Here is a 17090-nt window from a genome sequence, read left to right as displayed (position 1 = left end):
CCCGCCGAGCGAGGCCAACTTGGACAAGATCCTGATTCGTGGGGCTCGAACCCACAACCTGAAGAACATCGACCTGACCCTGCCACGGGACAAACTGATCGTCATCACCGGCCTGTCCGGCTCCGGCAAGTCGTCCCTGGCTTTCGACACTCTGTACGCCGAAGGTCAGCGCCGCTACGTCGAATCGCTGTCGGCCTATGCCCGGCAGTTCCTGTCGATGATGGAAAAGCCCGACGTCGACACCATCGAAGGCCTGTCGCCGGCGATCTCCATCGAACAGAAGTCCACCTCGCACAACCCGCGCTCGACGGTTGGCACCATTACCGAAATCTACGACTACCTGCGTCTGCTTTATGCACGCGTGGGTATTCCGCGCTGCCCGGATCACGACATCCCGCTGGAAGCGCAGACTGTCAGCCAGATGGTCGACCTGGTCCTCGCCGAACCGGAGGGCAGCAAGCTGATGCTGTTGGCGCCAGTCATCCGCGAGCGCAAAGGCGAGCACCTGTCGGTTTTCGAAGAGTTGCGCGCCCAAGGCTTCGTCCGCGCCCGGATCAACGGCAAGCTCTATGAGCTGGACGAAGCACCCAAGCTCGACAAGCAGAAAAAACATACGATCGATGTCGTGGTCGACCGTTTCAAGGTCCGCGCCGACCTGCAACAGCGCCTGGCGGAGTCCTTCGAGACCGCGCTGAAACTGGCAGATGGCATCGCCCTGGTGGCGCCGATGGACGACGAGCCCGGCGAAGAGATGATCTTTTCCGCACGCTTCGCCTGCCCGATTTGCGGCCACGCCATCAGCGAGCTTGAGCCAAAACTGTTCTCCTTCAACAACCCGGCCGGCGCATGTCCGACCTGCGATGGCTTGGGGGTGAAGCAGTTCTTCGACATCAAGCGCCTGGTCAACGGCGAACTGACCCTGGCCGAAGGGGCGATTCGTGGCTGGGATCGGCGCAACGTCTATTACTTCCAGATGCTCGGCTCGCTGGCCTCGCACTACAAGTTCAGCCTGGAAGTACCGTTCAACGAACTGCCGGCCGATCAGCAGAAATTCATCCTGCACGGCAGCGGTTCGCAAAACGTCGACTTCAAATACCTGAACGACCGTGGCGATATCGTCAAACGCTCGCATCCGTTCGAAGGCATCGTGCCGAACCTGGAGCGACGCTACCGCGAGACTGAATCGGCATCGGTGCGCGAAGAACTGGCCAAGTTCCTCAGCACCCAGTCATGCCCGGATTGCCGCGGCACCCGTCTGCGGCGTGAGGCGCGTCATGTGTGGGTTGGCGAGAAAACCCTGCCGGCGGTGACCAACCTGCCGATCGGCGATGCGTCCGATTATTTTGGCGGGCTCAAGCTCACCGGCCGGCGTGGCGAAATTGCCGACAAGATCCTCAAGGAAATTCGCGAACGCCTGCAGTTCCTGGTCAACGTCGGTCTCGACTATCTGTCGCTGGATCGCAGTGCGGACACCTTGTCCGGTGGCGAGGCCCAGCGTATTCGTCTGGCCAGCCAGATCGGTGCCGGCCTGGTGGGCGTCCTGTACATCCTCGACGAGCCCTCCATCGGCCTGCATCAGCGCGATAACGACCGGCTGCTGGGCACCCTCAAGCACCTGCGCGATATCGGCAACACGGTGATCGTGGTCGAGCACGACGAAGATGCCATTCGTCTGGCCGACTACGTGGTGGACATCGGCCCGGGTGCGGGTGTGCACGGCGGGCATATCGTCGCCGAAGGCACACCAGCCGAGGTCATGGCGCATCCGGACTCGCTAACGGGCAAATACCTGTCGGGCCGGGTGAAGATCGAAGTCCCGGCCAAACGCACACCGCGCAACAAGAAGCTGACGCTGGCGCTCAAGGGCGCGCGCGGCAACAACCTGCGCAATGTCGACCTGGAGATTCCGATTGGCCTGCTGACCTGCGTGACCGGCGTGTCCGGCTCCGGCAAGTCGACGCTGATCAACAACACGCTGTTCCCTTTGAGCGCAACGGCGCTGAATGGTGCCACTACCCTTGAAGCGGCTGCCCACGACAGCATCAAGGGCCTGGAGCACCTGGACAAGGTCGTCGACATCGACCAGAGCCCTATCGGTCGCACACCGCGCTCCAACCCGGCGACCTACACCGGGCTGTTTACACCGATCCGCGAGTTGTTCGCCGGCGTACCGGAGTCCCGCTCCCGTGGCTACGGGCCGGGGCGCTTCTCCTTCAACGTCAAGGGCGGCCGCTGCGAGGCTTGTCAGGGCGACGGCCTGATCAAGGTGGAGATGCACTTCCTGCCGGACATCTACGTACCCTGCGACGTGTGCAAGAGCAAGCGCTACAACCGTGAAACCCTGGAGATCAAGTACAAGGGCAAGAGCATCCACGAAACCCTCGAGATGACCATCGAGGAAGCGCGGGTGTTCTTCGATGCCGTACCGGCCCTGGCGCGCAAGCTGCAAACGTTGATGGACGTCGGCCTGTCGTACATCAAGCTGGGGCAATCGGCGACCACTCTGTCCGGTGGTGAAGCCCAGCGGGTGAAACTCTCCCGCGAGCTGTCCAAACGCGATACCGGCAAGACCCTGTACATCCTGGATGAACCGACCACCGGGCTGCACTTCGCGGATATCCAGCAGCTACTGGACGTTTTGCATCGCCTGCGCGACCACGGCAACACCGTGGTGGTCATCGAACACAACCTGGATGTGATCAAGACCGCTGACTGGCTGGTGGACCTGGGCCCGGAAGGTGGTTCCAAGGGCGGGCAGATCATTGCAGTCGGCACGCCAGAGGAAGTGTCCGAGATGAAGCAGTCTCACACCGGTTACTACCTCAAGCCGCTGCTGGAGCGTGATCGGGCTTAACCTGGCCCCACGAAAAAGCCCCTGTCACTTCATCGGTGACAGGGGCTTTTTTGTATCTGTAGGAGCCAGCTTGCTCCGGGCGGCGTTCCGACGAAGGTCGTAAACGATAACGCAGCGCCTTCAGATTTTTTGCGAGCAAGCTCGCTCCTACAAAAGACGTTGGGGCTTCCCCTATGCAATCAGGTGTGGGATTGCAGGTAGTTCTCAAGCCCGATCAACTTGATCAGACCCAACTGCTTTTCGAGCCAGTAGGTGTGATCTTCTTCGGTGTCATGCAATTGAACCCGCAGTATTTCGCGGCTGACATAGTCCTTGTGCTGCTCGCAGAGCGAGATGCCCTTGCACAGCGCAGCACGGACCTTGTATTCCAGGCGCAAATCCGCTTCGAGCATCTCTGTCACCGTGGTGCCGACATCGAGATCGTCCGGACGCATGCGCGGCGTGCCTTCGAGCATCAGAATCCGGCGCATCAGGGCATCAGCGTGCCCTGCTTCCTCTTCCATCTCGTGATTGATTCGTTCGTAGAGCTTGGTGAAACCCCAGTCCTCATACATCCGCGAGTGGACGAAATATTGATCACGCGCGGCCAGTTCGCCGGTCAGCAACGTGTTGAGGTAATCGATCACATCCGGGTGGCCTTGCATCGCCCTACATCTCCCTGCTTGAAAGTTGTAGTTTGAACCAACATGCCCTTATCGTCACTCGATAGACGCAATAAAAGCGAAGACATTCTGAGAAAAGCAGCCGAAATAACGCAAAAAACCGCCCCAACGAGGGCGGTTCTGCTTCTCATTTAGACTTCGTTAAGCTGTACGTTGAGCAGCTTTGCGATTGCTTCTGCATACGCCGGGTCAGCCTTGTAGAAATGTTGCAGCTGGCGATCGACCACATCGCTCGACACACCCGCCATCGCACCCGCGATGTTGCTGACCAGCAGTGATTTCTGCTCTTCAGACATCAGGCGGAACAACGCGCCAGCGTGACTGTAGTAATCAGTATCTTCACGATGATCGTAACGATCGGCGGCACCACTGAGAGCCAACGCGGGCTCTGCATAACGAGGCGCCTGCTTCGGCAACTCGACGTAGCTGTTCGGCTCATAGTTCGGCGTCGCACCGCCATTGCTGCCAAAAGCCATCGAACCATCGCGCTGGTAAGTGTTGACCGGACTCCGTGGAGCGTTGACGGGCAACTGCTGGTGATTGGTGCCGACACGGTAGCGATGAGCGTCCGCGTAGGCGAAGACCCGCCCTTGCAGCATGCGATCCGGCGACAGACCAACGCCTGGAACCATATTGCTGGGACCAAACGCCGCCTGCTCGACTTCCGCGAAATAGTTCTGCGGATTGCGATTGAGCTCCAGCTCTCCGACTTCAATCAGTGGAAACTCTTTCTGCGACCAGGTTTTGGTGACATCAAACGGGTTCTCGTAGTGCGCCGCCGCCTGAGCCTCGCTCATGATCTGAATGCACACGCGCCATTTCGGGAAATCACCCTGCTCGATGGCATTGAACAGGTCGCGCTGAGCGTAATCCGGATCAGTACCCGCCAGGCGCGCGGCCTCGGCAGGATCAAGGTTTTTGATCCCCTGTTTGGTCTTGTAGTGCCACTTCACCCAGTGACGCTCACCTTGAGCGTTGATGAGGCTGTAAGTGTGGCTGCCAAAGCCGTGCATGTGGCGGTATCCATCCGGGATACCCCGGTCGGAGAACAGGATGGTGACCTGGTGCAGCGCCTCGGGCGAATGCGACCAGAAGTCCCACATCATCTGGGCACTTTTCAGGTTGCTTTGCGGCAAACGCTTCTGGGTGTGGATAAAGTCCGGAAACTTCAGTGGATCGCGAATGAAGAACACGGGGGTGTTATTGCCAACGATGTCCCAGTTGCCTTCCTCGGTGTAAAACTTCAAGGCAAAGCCGCGCGGATCACGCTCGGTATCGGCCGAACCACGCTCACCACCCACGGTGGAAAACCGCAGGAAAGTCGGAGTTTGCTTGCCGACTGCCTCAAACAGCTTCGCGCTGGAGTATTGAGTGATATCGCGCGTCACAGTGAACGTACCGTAGGCACCCGAGCCTTTGGCGTGTACACGACGCTCAGGGATGTTTTCACGGTTGAAGTGAGCAAGCTTCTCGATCAGGTGAAAGTCGTCGAGCAGCAGCGGGCCACGAGGGCCGGCGGAGCGGGAATTCTGGTTATCGGCAACAGGAGCGCCACTGGCGGTGGTAAGCGTTGTGTTTTGGCTCATGCGATCTTCCTTCCTCTGTCGGTCTTGAACTGCCGGCTATCGGCTGAGAGGGAGTATTGATCATCAATATGACAGCTACAAATTCATTAACTTGCAGACATCGATAGAGAAAAACTAATGATCATCCCCATCACATGATGACGATGTGGACGAAGGAGACGCTTGTACAAACGGCGCGTTTCTTACAGGCACAAAAAACCGGGCACTAGGCCCGGTTTTTTGTTTCAGACTGACGTCTTACTCGGCAGATACAGCTTCGCCAGCAGTAGCACGATCAACCAACTCGACGTACGCCATTGGCGCGTTGTCGCCAGCGCGGAAACCGCACTTGAGGATGCGCAGGTAGCCACCCTCACGGGTAGCGTAACGCTTGCCCAGGTCGTTGAAGAGCTTACCAACGATAGCTTTCGAACGAGTACGGTCGAAAGCCAGACGGCGGTTAGCAACGCTATCTGTCTTGGCCAAAGTGATCAGCGGCTCGGCAACGCGGCGCAGTTCTTTAGCTTTTGGCAGAGTAGTTTTGATCAGCTCGTGCTCGAACAGCGACACCGCCATGTTTTGGAACATGGCCTTGCGGTGCGAGCTGGTGCGGCTCAGGTGACGACCACTTTTACGATGACGCATGGTTCATTCCTTACCAAACACTACGTTCGGTGATTACGACGATCAGGCAGTCGCCTTGTCGTCCTTCTTAAGACTTGCAGGCGGCCAGTTGTCGAGGCGCATGCCGAGGGACAGACCGCGGGAGGCCAGAACGTCCTTGATTTCAGTCAAGGATTTCTTGCCCAGGTTCGGAGTCTTCAACAGCTCTACTTCGGTACGCTGAATCAGGTCGCCGATGTAGTAGATGTTTTCCGCCTTAAGGCAGTTAGCCGAACGTACAGTCAGTTCCAGATCGTCAACCGGGCGAAGCAGGATCGGATCGATCTCGTCTTCCTGCTCGACAACCACTGGCTCACTGTCACCCTTGAGGTCGACGAACGCAGCCAACTGCTGTTGCAGGATGGTTGCAGCGCGGCGAATTGCCTCTTCAGGATCCAGAGTACCGTTGGTTTCCAGATCAATAACCAGCTTGTCCAGGTTAGTACGCTGCTCGACACGGGCGTTTTCCACCACGTATGCGATACGGCGAACCGGGCTGAACGAAGAGTCAAGCTGCAAGCGACCGATGCTGCGGCTTTCGTCTTCATCGCTCTGACGCGAGTCTGCCGGTTCATAACCACGACCACGAGCTACTACGAGCTTCATGTTCAGGGCGCCGTTAGACGCCAGGTTAGCGATTACGTGATCGGGATTAACGATCTCGACATCATGATCCAGCTGAATATCGGCAGCGGTAACCACCCCCGAACCCTTCTTCGACAAGGTCAGCGTAACTTCGTCACGACCGTGCAGCTTGATAGCCAGACCTTTAAGGTTCAACAGGATTTCAATGACGTCTTCCTGTACACCTTCGATGGCGCTGTACTCGTGGAGCACACCGTCAATCTCGGCCTCGACTACTGCACAGCCGGGCATTGAGGACAACAGGATGCGGCGCAGCGCGTTGCCCAGGGTATGGCCGAAACCACGCTCGAGAGGCTCGAGAGTGATCTTGGCGCGGGTTGGACTGACAACCTGCACATCAATGTGGCGGGGTGTCAGGAACTCATTTACCGAAATCTGCATGGATGCACCTATTTTCTAGCCCTTACTTGGAGTAGAGCTCGACAATCAGGCTTTCGTTGATGTCGGCGGACAGATCACTGCGAGCTGGAACGTTCTTGAAAACGCCCGACTTCTTCTCAGTGTCTACTTCTACCCATTCTACGCGGCCACGTTGGGCACACAGATCGAGAGCTTGGACAATGCGAAGTTGATTTTTTGCTTTTTCGCGAACAGCGACCACGTCACCAGCACGAACCTGGTAGGACGGAACGTTAACGGTCTGACCGTTTACGCTGATCGACTTGTGCGATACCAGCTGACGGGATTCGGCACGAGTCGAACCAAAGCCCATACGGTATACAACGTTGTCCAGACGGCATTCGAGCAGTTGCAGCAGGTTTTCACCGGTTGCACCTTTCTTGCCAGCAGCTTCTTTGTAGTAGCCGCTGAATTGACGCTCGAGAACGCCGTAGATACGACGGACCTTCTGCTTTTCACGCAGTTGGGTGCCGTAGTCGGACTGGCGACCGCGGCGTTGGCCGTGGATACCAGGTGCTGCTTCAATGTTGCACTTCGATTCGATCGCGCGCACGCCGCTCTTCAGGAAGAGATCGGTGCCTTCGCGACGAGCGAGTTTGCATTTTGGACCAATGTAACGAGCCATTCTTTACAATCTCCTGGATTACACGCGGCGCTTCTTCGGCGGACGGCACCCGTTGTGCGGGATTGGCGTCACGTCGGTGATGCTGGCGATCTTGTAGCCACAGCCGTTCAAAGCGCGGACTGCGGATTCACGACCTGGACCTGGACCTTTGACGTTGACGTCGAGGTTTTTCAGGCCGTATTCCAGCGCAGCTTGACCAGCACGTTCAGCAGCTACTTGAGCAGCAAACGGAGTGGACTTGCGGGAACCGCGGAAACCCGAACCACCGGAGGTAGCCCAGGAAAGAGCGTTACCTTGACGGTCGGTAATGGTCACGATGGTGTTGTTAAAAGATGCATGGATGTGGGCGATGCCATCAACCACTGTCTTTTTAACTTTTTTACGAGGACGAGCAGCAGGTTTTGCCATGATAATTTTCCTGTCGATTCGCTGGGGCGATTACTTGCGGATCGGCTTACGCGGACCTTTACGGGTACGCGCGTTGGTCTTGGTACGCTGACCGCGCACTGGAAGACCGCGACGATGACGCAGACCGCGATAGCAACCGAGGTCCATCAAGCGCTTGATTTTCATGTTGATTTCGCGACGCAGGTCACCTTCAGTGGTGAACTTCGCCACTTCGCCACGCAGCTGTTCAATTTGCTCGTCGCTCAGATCCTTGATCTTTGCTGCTGGGTTTACCCCAGTCTCTGCACAAATTTTCTGTGCAGTAGTGCGACCAACACCATAGATGTAGGTCAGCGAGATAACAGTATGCTTGTTATCTGGAATGTTAACGCCTGCAATACGGGCCATTCAGTGGGACTCCAATTGACAGCTACCTACGCCCCGGAAGCCAAGAAATAGGGCGCGAGATAATATCGCTGTAATAACAAATAATCAACCCGGTAGCGCACTAGCTACCGGGCTTGAAGCACAATCACACTCAGCCTTGGCGCTGTTTGTGACGCGGTTCCGCGCTGCAAATTACTCGAACAACACCTTCGCGGCGAATAATCTTGCAGTTACGGCACAGCTTTTTCACCGATGCACGAACTTTCATCACCAACTCCTCGAACCTTATGGGTCAGCGCAGCATGCCGCTGCCGTAACCCTTCAGGTTGGCTTTCTTCATCAGGGATTCGTACTGGTGCGAAACGAGGTGCGATTGTACTTGGGACATGAAGTCCATCACAACCACGACGACGATCAGCAACGAGGTCCCGCCAAGGTAGAACGGTACGTTGGCTGCAACCACCAGGAACTGGGGCAACAGGCAGACGGCCGTCATGTAAAGAGCACCGAACATGGTCAAGCGAGTCAGAACGCCATCAATGTAGCGCGCAGACTGCTCACCTGGACGGATGCCCGGAATAAAGGCACCGGACTTCTTCAGGTTTTCCGCTACGTCTTTCGGATTGAACATCAACGCCGTATAGAAGAAGCAGAAGAAAATAATCCCTGCACTAAACAGCAGAATATTCAACGGCTGACCAGGAGCGATCGACTGCGAGATGTCCTGCAACCAGCCCATACCTTCAGACTGACCGAACCAGGCACCCAACGAAGCCGGGAACAGCAAAATGCTGCTCGCGAAAATAGCCGGAATAACACCGGCCATATTCACCTTCAGCGGCAAGTGGCTGGTCTGCGCAGCGAAAACCTTGCGGCCCTGCTGACGCTTGGCGTAGTGAACAGCGATACGACGCTGACCACGCTCAATGAACACCACGAAACCGATAATCGCTACTGCCAGCAAACCGATGGCAACCAGGGCGAAGATGTTGATATCACCCTGACGTGCAGACTCGAAAGACTGCCCGATCGCTCTCGGAAGACCGGCGACGATACCCGAAAAAATCAACATCGAGATACCGTTGCCAACACCACGCTCAGTAATCTGCTCACCCAGCCACATCATGAACATCGCACCAGCCACAAACGTGGATACCGCGACGAAATGGAAGCCAAAGTCACCAGTGAACGCAACGCCCTGCCCCGCCAGGCCAATGGACATGCCAATGGCCTGGACGAGAGCGAGGACGACAGTGCCGTAGCGGGTGTACTGGCTGATCTTGCGACGGCCAGCTTCACCTTCCTTCTTCAACTGCTCCAGCTGCGGGCTGACGGCGGTCATCAGTTGCATGATGATCGATGCCGAGATGTACGGCATGATCCCCAGTGCAAAGATGCTCATCCGTTCCAGCGCGCCGCCGGAAAACATGTTGAACAAGCTAAGAATGGTCCCCTCATTCTGTCGAAACAGGTCCGCGAGTCGGTCCGGGTTGATACCTGGAACCGGGATGTGTGCGCCTATTCGGTAGACGATAATCGCCAGGAACAGAAAACGCAGACGAGCCCAGAGTTCAGACATACCGCCTTTGCCGAGCGCAGAGAGAGCACCTTGCTTAGCCATTTATTCCTCGAACTTGCCGCCAGCTGCTTCGATAGCCGCACGCGCACCTTTGGTGGCGCCGATTCCCTTGCCGATAGTGACAGCGCGAGTCACTTCACCGGACAGCATGATTTTCACACGCTGTACGTTGACGTTGATCACGTTGGCATCTTTCAGGGACTGCACGGTGACGATGTCGCCTTCCACTTTAGCCAGCTCGGACAGACGCACTTCTGCGCGATCCATGGCTTTCAGGGAAACGAAACCGAACTTAGGCAGGCGACGATGCAGCGGCTGTTGACCGCCTTCAAAGCCTGGAGCAATGGTGCCACCGGAGCGGGAGGTCTGACCTTTGTGACCACGGCCACCAGTCTTACCCAAACCGCTACCGATACCACGGCCCGGACGATGCTTTTCGCGACGGGAACCCGGCGCTGGACTCAGATCATTGAGTTTCATCGATTAACCCTCGACACGCAGCATGTAGTAAGCCTTGTTGATCATCCCGCGATTCTCGGGAGTATCCAGGACTTCTACAGTGTGACCGATGCGACGCAGACCCAGACCCTTAACGCACAGTTTGTGGTTAGGGATGCGGCCGGTCATGCTTTTGATCAGCGTTACTTTTACGGTAGCCATGATCAGAAGATCTCCTTGACGCTTTTGCCACGCTTGGCGGCAATGGATTCAGGAGACTGCATTGCTTTCAAACCCTTGAAAGTGGCGTGAACCACGTTTACCGGGTTAGTCGAGCCGTAGCACTTGGCCAGAACGTTCTGAACGCCAGCAACTTCGAGGACAGCACGCATAGCGCCGCCAGCGATGATACCGGTACCTTCAGAAGCAGGCTGCATGTACACCTTCGAAGCGCCGTGAGCGGACTTCATTGCGTACTGCAGAGTGGTGCCGTTCAGATCAACCTGGATCATGTTGCGGCGAGCAGCTTCCATTGCCTTCTGGATCGCAGCAGGCACTTCACGCGACTTGCCACGGCCGAAGCCAACACGGCCCTTACCATCACCAACCACGGTCAACGCGGTGAAAGTGAAGATACGGCCGCCTTTAACGGTTTTGGCTACGCGGTTAACTTGAACCAGCTTCTCGATGTAGCCTTCGTCGCGCTTTTGGTCGTTATTTGACATAACTTAGAACTCCAGCCCAGCTTCACGAGCAGCATCAGCCAGCGCTTTAACGCGGCCGTGGTACTTGAAGCCAGAGCGGTCGAAAGCCACTTGCGAGACGCCAGCGGCCTTAGCACGCGTAGCGACCAGCTGGCCAACCTTAGTGGCCGCGTCGATGTTGCCGGTGGCACCATCACGCAGTTCTTTATCCAAAGTCGAGGCGCTTGCCAGGACTTTGTTGCCGTCGGCCGAAATGACCTGGGCGTAGATGTGCTGCGAAGAGCGGAACACGCAGAGACGCACGACTTCGAGTTCGTGCATTTTCAGGCGTGCTTTGCGAGCGCGACGCAGTCGAGTAACTTTTTTGTCGGTCATTTGCTATGCCCTACTTCTTCTTGGCTTCTTTACGACGGACGACTTCGTCCGCGTAGCGCACACCTTTGCCTTTGTACGGCTCTGGTGGACGGAAGTCGCGGATCTCGGCGGCCACTTGACCTACCAGCTGCTTGTCGATGCCCTTGATCAGGATATCGGTCTGGCTAGGAGTCTCAGCGGTGATGCCTTCCGGCAGTTCGTAATCCACTGGGTGCGAGAAGCCAAGAGCCAGGTTCAGCACTGTGCCTTTTGCTTGCGCTTTGTAACCAACACCGACCAGCTGGAGCTTGCGCTCGAAGCCTTGGCTTACGCCTTGGACCATGTTGTTTACCAACGCACGAGTGGTACCAGCCATTGCGCGAGTCTGTTGATCGCCATTGCGAGCAGCGAAACGCAGCTCACCAGCTTCTTCAACGATCTCAACGGACGAATGGATGTTCAGTTCAAGAGTACCCTTGGCACCCTTCACCGAAAGCTGTTGGCCTGCGAATTTTACTTCGACGCCGGCTGGCAGCTTAACGGGGTTCTTAGCGACGCGTGACATGCTTATCCCCCCTTAGAACACAGTGCAAAGAACTTCGCCGCCGACACCGGCAGCGCGCGCAGCACGATCAGTCATCACACCCTTGTTGGTGGAGACGATAGACACACCGAGACCGCCACGAACTTTTGGCAGATCATCGACGGACTTGTACTGACGCAGGCCTGGACGGCTAACGCGCTTCACTTCTTCGATAACCGGACGGCCTTCGAAGTACTTCAGCTCGATGGACAGCAGTGGTTTGATTTCGCTGCTGATCTGATAACCCGCAATGTAACCTTCGTCCTTCAGGACTTTGGCAACAGCTACCTTCAACGTGGAAGATGGCATGCTTACGACGGACTTTTCAGCCATCTGGGCATTACGGATACGAGTTAGCATGTCCGCTAACGGGTCCTGCATACTCATGGGCTAGACGCTCCTAATACAAAAAAATTAGCCTTGCGGCTATTACGTGTCGCCGAGAATCTCCGAGCATGAAAAACACGGGCTCAGGCGAGCCGGGTATTCTAGACACACCCCGGAAATGAATCAAGCCCCAAAAGGGGCTTGATCCAGATTCAAGGCCACCGATGGTCAGGATCTTGCGATCCTGGACACCGAGACTTTGACAGTACTTACCAGCTGGCTTTAACCAGACCCGGTACGTCACCACGCATGGCAGCTTCACGCAGCTTGTTACGGCCGAGGCCGAACTTGCGGTAAACGCCGTGTGGACGACCGGTCAGGCGGCAGCGGTTACGCATGCGCGAAGCGCTTGCGTCACGTGGCTGCTTCTGCAGGGCTACTGTAGCTTCCCAACGCGCTTCTGGACTTGCGTTCAGATCAACGATGATAGCTTTCAGTGCTGCACGCTTCTTGGCGTACTTGGCAACCGTGAGCTGACGCTTCAGCTCGCGGTTTTTCATGCTCATCTTGGCCATGGTCCTACTCCAATCAGTTGCGGAACGGGAATTTGAACGCACGCAGCAGAGCGCGGCCTTCATCATCGTTCTTGGCAGTGGTGGTCAGGGTGATGTCCAGACCGCGGAGAGCATCGATCTTGTCGTAGTCGATTTCCGGGAAGATGATCTGCTCTTTCACGCCCATGCTGTAGTTGCCACGACCATCGAAGGACTTGGCATTCAGGCCGCGGAAGTCGCGAACCCGAGGCAGGGAGATCGACAGCAGACGATCCAGGAACTCGTACATACGCTCACGGCGCAGGGTCACTTTGACGCCGATCGGCCAACCTTCACGGACTTTAAAGCCAGCGATGGATTTGCGAGCGTAGGTCACAACGACTTTCTGGCCGGTGATCTTTTCCAGGTCGGCAACAGCGTGCTCGATGACTTTTTTGTCGCCGATCGCTTCGCCCAGACCCATGTTCAGGGTGATTTTGGTAACGCGCGGAACTTCCATCACGTTCGAAAGCTTAAGTTCTTCCTTAAGTTTCGGAGCGATTTCCTTCCGGTAAATCTCTTTTAGTCGTGCCATGGTCTCATCTACCTAGCAGTGTTCAAGCATCAACCGCTTTTTGGGTCGACTTGAAGACACGAATTTTCTTGCCGTCTTCTACTTTGAAACCAACGCGGTCAGCCTTGTTGGTTTCGCCGTTGAAAATGGCGACGTTAGAAGCATCCAGCGGAGCTTCTTTTTCGACGATACCGCCCTGTACGCCCGACATCGGGTTAGGCTTGGTATGACGCTTGACCAGGTTCAGACCGCCAATAACCAAACGGTTGTTAGCGAGAACCTTAAGCACCTTACCGCGCTTACCTTTGTCTTTGCCGGCGATCACGATGATCTCGTCGTCACGACGAATCTTTTGCATGTCGGATCTCCTTACAGCACTTCTGGGGCGAGCGAGACGATCTTCATGAACTTCTCAGTACGAAGCTCACGGGTCACTGGCCCAAAGATACGGGTGCCGATCGGCTCTTGCTTGTTGTTCAGAAGAACAGCAGCGTTGCCATCAAAGCGGATAATGGAGCCATCAGCACGACGTACGCCGTGACGAGTGCGGACTACAACAGCAGTCATCACTTGGCCTTTTTTCACTTTACCGCGAGGAATTGCTTCCTTCACGGTAACTTTGATGATGTCACCGATACCAGCGTAACGACGATGGGAGCCACCCAGCACCTTGATGCACATAACACGGCGAGCGCCGCTGTTATCGGCCACATCGAGCATGGATTGAGTCTGAATCATATAATTTCTCCGACCCCTAGTCCTTAGACTTCCACAGCGCGTTCGAGAACATCAACCAGCGCCCAAGACTTGGTCTTGGCCAAAGGACGAGTTTCACGAATAGTGACTTTGTCGCCGATGTGGCACTGATTGGTTTCGTCGTGCGCGTGCAGCTTAGTCGAACGCTTAACGTATTTACCGTAGATCGGGTGCTTAACGCGACGCTCGATCAGAACGGTGATGGTTTTGTCCATCTTGTCGCTGACAACACGGCCAGTCAGCGTACGGACAGTTTTTTCGGCTTCAGCCATGATTACTTACCTGCCTGCTGGTTGAGCACAGTCTTCACGCGAGCGATGTCACGCTTAACTTGCGAGAGCAGATGAGACTGCCCCAACTGGCCAGTTGCTTTCTGCATACGCAGATTGAACTGGTCGCGCAGCAAGCCGAGCAGTTGCTCGTTCAGCTGCTGTGCGGATTTTTCACGAAGTTCATTCGCTTTCATCACATCACCGTCCGTTTAACAAAGGCGGTGGCGAGCGGCAGCTTTGCAGCAGCCAGGGCAAAAGCCTCACGCGCCAGCTCTTCAGTTACACCCTCGATTTCATACAGGACTTTGCCTGGCTGAATCTGGGCTACCCAGTATTCCACGTTACCCTTACCTTTACCCATCCGAACCTCGAGAGGTTTTTTGGAGATCGGCTTGTCCGGGAATACACGGATCCAGATCTTGCCGCCACGTTTAACGTGACGGGTCAGTGCACGACGCGCTGACTCGATCTGACGAGCGGTGAGACGACCACGAGCTACAGACTTCAGCGCGAACTCGCCGAAGCTGACTTTGCTACCGCGCTGAGCCAGACCACGGTTGTGGCCTGTCATCTGCTTGCGGAACTTCGTACGCTTTGGTTGCAACATTTGGCGTACCCCTTACTTAGCAGCTTTTTTACGAGGCGCTGGTGCTTGTGGTTTCAGTTCTTCTTGGCGACCACCAATTACTTCGCCTTTGAAGATCCAAACCTTTACACCGATCACACCGTAAGTGGTGTGAGCTTCGTAGTTGGCATAGTCGATGTCGGCACGCAGGGTGTGCAATGGCACACGACCTTCGCGATACCATTCAGTACGTGCGATTTCAGCACCGCCGAGACGACCGCTCACTTGGATTTTGATGCCTTTGGCACCAATGCGCATGGCGTTCTGTACAGCGCGCTTCATAGCGCGACGGAACATTACACGACGCTCCAGCTGCTGAGCTACGCTCTGCGCAACCAGCATACCGTCGAGCTCCGGCTTGCGGATCTCTTCGATATTGATGTGCACAGGCACACCCATTTGCTTGGTCAGGTCCTGACGCAGTTTCTCAACATCTTCACCTTTCTTCCCGATAACGATACCTGGACGAGCGGTGTGGATGGTGATACGTGCAGTTTGGGCCGGACGATGGATATCGATACGGCTTACGGACGCGCTTTTTAGTTTGTCTTGGAGATACTCACGCACCTTCAGATCTGCGAGCAAATAGTCCGCATAAGTCCGACCGTCTGCGTACCAGACGGAGGTGTGCTCCTTGACGATTCCCAGGCGAATGCCAATGGGATGTACTTTCTGACCCATCTCTTCGACTCCGTTACTTGTCAGCAACCTTGACAGTGATATGGCAAGACCGCTTGACGATGCGATCAGCACGGCCTTTGGCACGTGGCATGATGCGCTTCAGCGAACGCCCTTCGTTGACGAAAACGGTGCTGACCTTCAGGTCATCAACGTCTGCGCCTTCGTTATGCTCGGCGTTGGCTACGGCCGACTCCAGCACTTTCTTCATGATCTCGGCGGCTTTCTTACTGCTGAAAGCCAACAGGTTGAGCGCTTCGCCCACCTTCTTCCCGCGGATCTGGTCGGCGACCAAGCGGGCTTTCTGGGCGGAGATTCGAGCGCCCGACAACTTAGCGGCTACTTCCATTTCCTAACCCCTTAACGCTTGGCTTTCTTGTCTGCCACGTGCCCGCGATAAGTGCGGGTACCGGCAAACTCGCCCAGTTTGTGGCCGACCATGTCTTCGTTCACGAGAACTGGGACGTGCTGACGACCGTTGTGTACTGCGATGGTCAGACCGACCATTTGTGGCAGGATCATCGAACGACGCGACCAGGTTTTCACCGGCTTGCGATCGTTCTTTTCCGCCGCCACTTCGATCTTCTTCAGTAGGTGAAGATCGATAAAAGGACCTTTTTTCAGAGAACGTGGCACTGTCGTATCCCTCTATTTACTTGCGACGACGGACGATCATTTTGTCGGTACGCTTATTACCACGAGTCTTCGCGCCCTTAGTCGGGAAGCCCCATGGCGATACCGGATGACGACCACCAGAGGTACGACCTTCACCACCACCATGTGGGTGGTCAACCGGGTTCATGGCAACACCACGAACGGTTGGGCGAACGCCACGCCAGCGTTTGGCACCAGCTTTACCCAGCGAACGCAGGCTGTGCTCGGAGTTCGAGACTTCGCCCAGGGTCGCACGGCATTCAGCCAGGACTTTACGCATTTCACCGGAACGCAGACGCAGGGTCACGTAAACGCCTTCACGAGCGATCAGCTGAGCCGAAGCACCAGCGGAACGAGCGATCTGTGCGCCTTTACCCGGCTTCAGTTCGATGCCGTGTACGGTGGAACCGACTGGAATGTTGCGCAGTTGCAGAGCGTTGCCTGGCTTGATTGGAGCCAGTGCGCCTGCGATCAGCTGGTCGCCAGCACTCACGCCTTTAGGGGCGATGATGTAGCGGCGCTCGCCGTCTGCGTAGCACAGCAGTGCGATGTGAGCAGTACGGTTTGGATCGTATTCGATACGCTCGACAGTGGCGACGATGCCATCTTTGTCGTTGCGACGGAAATCGACCATACGATAATGCTGCTTATGACCACCACCGATATGACGGGTAGTAATACGGCCATTGTTGTTACGACCACCAGTCTTCGATTTTTTCTCGAGCAGCGGTGCGTGAGGAGCGCCTTTATGCAGCTCCTGGTTGACCACCTTGACCACAAAACGGCGGCCAGGGGAAGTCGGTTTGCATTTAACGATTGCCATGAT

At 56.1% G+C, this 17090-nt stretch carries 27 protein-coding genes; 1 reads left to right on the top strand and 26 read right to left on the bottom strand.

Annotation, left to right across the window (positions count from 1 at the left end):
• Positions 1 to 19 precede the first annotated feature (19 nt).
• Positions 20 to 2854, top strand: a complete 2835-nt coding sequence (gene uvrA / locus ACM6IK_RS24560; protein ID WP_414876366.1) for an excinuclease ABC subunit UvrA — start codon at positions 20 to 22, stop codon at positions 2852 to 2854.
• Between the two features lie 179 nt (positions 2855 to 3033).
• On the opposite strand, the gene bfr is transcribed toward uvrA, so the two are convergent.
• The 26 genes from bfr to rplB all read right to left on the bottom strand — a co-directional run bounded on the left by bfr (position 3034) and on the right by rplB (position 17087).
• Positions 3034 to 3498: a bacterioferritin gene (bfr, locus tag ACM6IK_RS24555; protein WP_414876365.1), complete on the bottom strand. Its 465-nt coding sequence runs from the start codon at positions 3496 to 3498 to the stop codon at positions 3034 to 3036.
• Between the two features lie 149 nt (positions 3499 to 3647).
• Complete coding sequence (locus tag ACM6IK_RS24550) at positions 3648 to 5102, bottom strand: catalase (RefSeq protein WP_414876364.1); 1455 nt, start codon at positions 5100 to 5102, stop codon at positions 3648 to 3650.
• 237 nt (positions 5103 to 5339) lie between these two features.
• Positions 5340 to 5726: a 50S ribosomal protein L17 gene (rplQ, locus tag ACM6IK_RS24545; RefSeq protein WP_007970429.1), complete on the bottom strand. Its 387-nt coding sequence runs from the start codon at positions 5724 to 5726 to the stop codon at positions 5340 to 5342.
• Between the two features lie 42 nt (positions 5727 to 5768).
• Positions 5769 to 6770: a DNA-directed RNA polymerase subunit alpha gene (locus tag ACM6IK_RS24540; RefSeq protein WP_007970428.1), complete on the bottom strand. Its 1002-nt coding sequence runs from the start codon at positions 6768 to 6770 to the stop codon at positions 5769 to 5771.
• Positions 6771 to 6792: 22 nt separating this feature from the next.
• Positions 6793 to 7413, bottom strand: coding sequence for a 30S ribosomal protein S4 (gene rpsD / locus ACM6IK_RS24535; RefSeq protein ID WP_003176404.1), 621 nt, complete (start codon positions 7411 to 7413; stop codon positions 6793 to 6795).
• Between the two features lie 18 nt (positions 7414 to 7431).
• The gene (gene rpsK, locus ACM6IK_RS24530) at positions 7432 to 7821 is read right to left on the bottom strand and encodes a 30S ribosomal protein S11 (RefSeq protein ID WP_002555466.1); all 390 of its coding nucleotides are present in this window, start codon (positions 7819 to 7821) and stop codon (positions 7432 to 7434) included.
• Positions 7822 to 7851: 30 nt separating this feature from the next.
• A complete protein-coding gene (gene rpsM, locus ACM6IK_RS24525) occupies positions 7852 to 8208 on the bottom strand; it encodes a 30S ribosomal protein S13 (RefSeq protein ID WP_009045849.1) in 357 nt (118 codons plus the stop codon).
• A 130-nt stretch (positions 8209 to 8338) separates the two neighbouring features.
• Positions 8339 to 8455, bottom strand: coding sequence for a 50S ribosomal protein L36 (rpmJ, locus tag ACM6IK_RS24520; protein ID WP_002555468.1), 117 nt, complete (start codon positions 8453 to 8455; stop codon positions 8339 to 8341).
• Positions 8456 to 8479: 24 nt separating this feature from the next.
• Positions 8480 to 9808 carry a preprotein translocase subunit SecY gene (secY, locus tag ACM6IK_RS24515; protein ID WP_003228718.1) on the bottom strand — a complete coding sequence of 443 codons (1329 nt, stop codon included), beginning with the start codon at positions 9806 to 9808 and terminating at the stop codon, positions 8480 to 8482.
• A complete protein-coding gene (gene rplO, locus ACM6IK_RS24510) occupies positions 9809 to 10246 on the bottom strand; it encodes a 50S ribosomal protein L15 (RefSeq protein WP_003228720.1) in 438 nt (145 codons plus the stop codon).
• 3 nt (positions 10247 to 10249) lie between these two features.
• Entirely contained in the window at positions 10250 to 10426 is a 177-nt protein-coding gene (gene rpmD / locus ACM6IK_RS24505) for a 50S ribosomal protein L30 (RefSeq protein WP_003186033.1), read from the bottom strand.
• Positions 10427 to 10428: 2 nt separating this feature from the next.
• On the bottom strand, positions 10429 to 10929 hold the full coding sequence (gene rpsE, locus ACM6IK_RS24500) for a 30S ribosomal protein S5 (RefSeq protein WP_003186035.1): 501 nt from the start codon (positions 10927 to 10929) through the stop codon (positions 10429 to 10431).
• A gap of 3 nt (positions 10930 to 10932) precedes the next feature.
• Entirely contained in the window at positions 10933 to 11283 is a 351-nt protein-coding gene (rplR, locus tag ACM6IK_RS24495) for a 50S ribosomal protein L18 (RefSeq protein WP_003186037.1), read from the bottom strand.
• Between the two features lie 10 nt (positions 11284 to 11293).
• Entirely contained in the window at positions 11294 to 11827 is a 534-nt protein-coding gene (gene rplF, locus ACM6IK_RS24490) for a 50S ribosomal protein L6 (RefSeq protein ID WP_003176412.1), read from the bottom strand.
• A gap of 12 nt (positions 11828 to 11839) precedes the next feature.
• Positions 11840 to 12232, bottom strand: a complete 393-nt coding sequence (rpsH, locus tag ACM6IK_RS24485) for a 30S ribosomal protein S8 (RefSeq protein ID WP_003186040.1) — start codon at positions 12230 to 12232, stop codon at positions 11840 to 11842.
• Positions 12233 to 12441: 209 nt separating this feature from the next.
• Positions 12442 to 12747 carry a 30S ribosomal protein S14 gene (gene rpsN, locus ACM6IK_RS24480; RefSeq protein WP_003176414.1) on the bottom strand — a complete coding sequence of 102 codons (306 nt, stop codon included), beginning with the start codon at positions 12745 to 12747 and terminating at the stop codon, positions 12442 to 12444.
• A gap of 13 nt (positions 12748 to 12760) precedes the next feature.
• The gene (rplE, locus tag ACM6IK_RS24475; RefSeq protein WP_003210069.1) at positions 12761 to 13300 is read right to left on the bottom strand and encodes a 50S ribosomal protein L5; all 540 of its coding nucleotides are present in this window, start codon (positions 13298 to 13300) and stop codon (positions 12761 to 12763) included.
• A gap of 22 nt (positions 13301 to 13322) precedes the next feature.
• Positions 13323 to 13637 carry a 50S ribosomal protein L24 gene (rplX, locus tag ACM6IK_RS24470; protein ID WP_003176416.1) on the bottom strand — a complete coding sequence of 105 codons (315 nt, stop codon included), beginning with the start codon at positions 13635 to 13637 and terminating at the stop codon, positions 13323 to 13325.
• Positions 13638 to 13648: 11 nt separating this feature from the next.
• Complete coding sequence (gene rplN, locus ACM6IK_RS24465; RefSeq protein WP_002555479.1) at positions 13649 to 14017, bottom strand: 50S ribosomal protein L14; 369 nt, start codon at positions 14015 to 14017, stop codon at positions 13649 to 13651.
• Between the two features lie 23 nt (positions 14018 to 14040).
• A complete protein-coding gene (rpsQ, locus tag ACM6IK_RS24460; RefSeq protein ID WP_003176419.1) occupies positions 14041 to 14307 on the bottom strand; it encodes a 30S ribosomal protein S17 in 267 nt (88 codons plus the stop codon).
• A 2-nt stretch (positions 14308 to 14309) separates the two neighbouring features.
• On the bottom strand, positions 14310 to 14501 hold the full coding sequence (gene rpmC, locus ACM6IK_RS24455) for a 50S ribosomal protein L29 (protein WP_002555481.1): 192 nt from the start codon (positions 14499 to 14501) through the stop codon (positions 14310 to 14312).
• Positions 14501 to 14914, bottom strand: coding sequence for a 50S ribosomal protein L16 (gene rplP, locus ACM6IK_RS24450; RefSeq protein ID WP_003232424.1), 414 nt, complete (start codon positions 14912 to 14914; stop codon positions 14501 to 14503). Before rplP ends, rpmC begins: the two co-directional genes overlap by 1 nt.
• A 12-nt stretch (positions 14915 to 14926) precedes the next feature.
• Complete coding sequence (gene rpsC / locus ACM6IK_RS24445; RefSeq protein WP_008065719.1) at positions 14927 to 15613, bottom strand: 30S ribosomal protein S3; 687 nt, start codon at positions 15611 to 15613, stop codon at positions 14927 to 14929.
• A gap of 13 nt (positions 15614 to 15626) precedes the next feature.
• Positions 15627 to 15959 (bottom strand): 50S ribosomal protein L22, encoded by a 333-nt coding sequence (rplV, locus tag ACM6IK_RS24440; protein ID WP_003103908.1) that lies wholly within the window; start codon positions 15957 to 15959, stop codon positions 15627 to 15629.
• 11 nt (positions 15960 to 15970) lie between these two features.
• On the bottom strand, positions 15971 to 16246 hold the full coding sequence (rpsS, locus tag ACM6IK_RS24435) for a 30S ribosomal protein S19 (protein ID WP_002555486.1): 276 nt from the start codon (positions 16244 to 16246) through the stop codon (positions 15971 to 15973).
• Positions 16247 to 16262: 16 nt separating this feature from the next.
• The gene (rplB, locus tag ACM6IK_RS24430; RefSeq protein WP_003228734.1) at positions 16263 to 17087 is read right to left on the bottom strand and encodes a 50S ribosomal protein L2; all 825 of its coding nucleotides are present in this window, start codon (positions 17085 to 17087) and stop codon (positions 16263 to 16265) included.
• Positions 17088 to 17090: the final 3 nt, after the last annotated feature.

Source organism: Pseudomonas sp. IT-196MI5, assembly GCF_949767415.1.
Lineage (GTDB): Bacteria > Pseudomonadota > Gammaproteobacteria > Pseudomonadales > Pseudomonadaceae > Aquipseudomonas.
The sequence above is the reverse complement of the archived record's forward strand: the minus strand, read 5'-3'. Positions and strand labels throughout refer to the sequence as shown.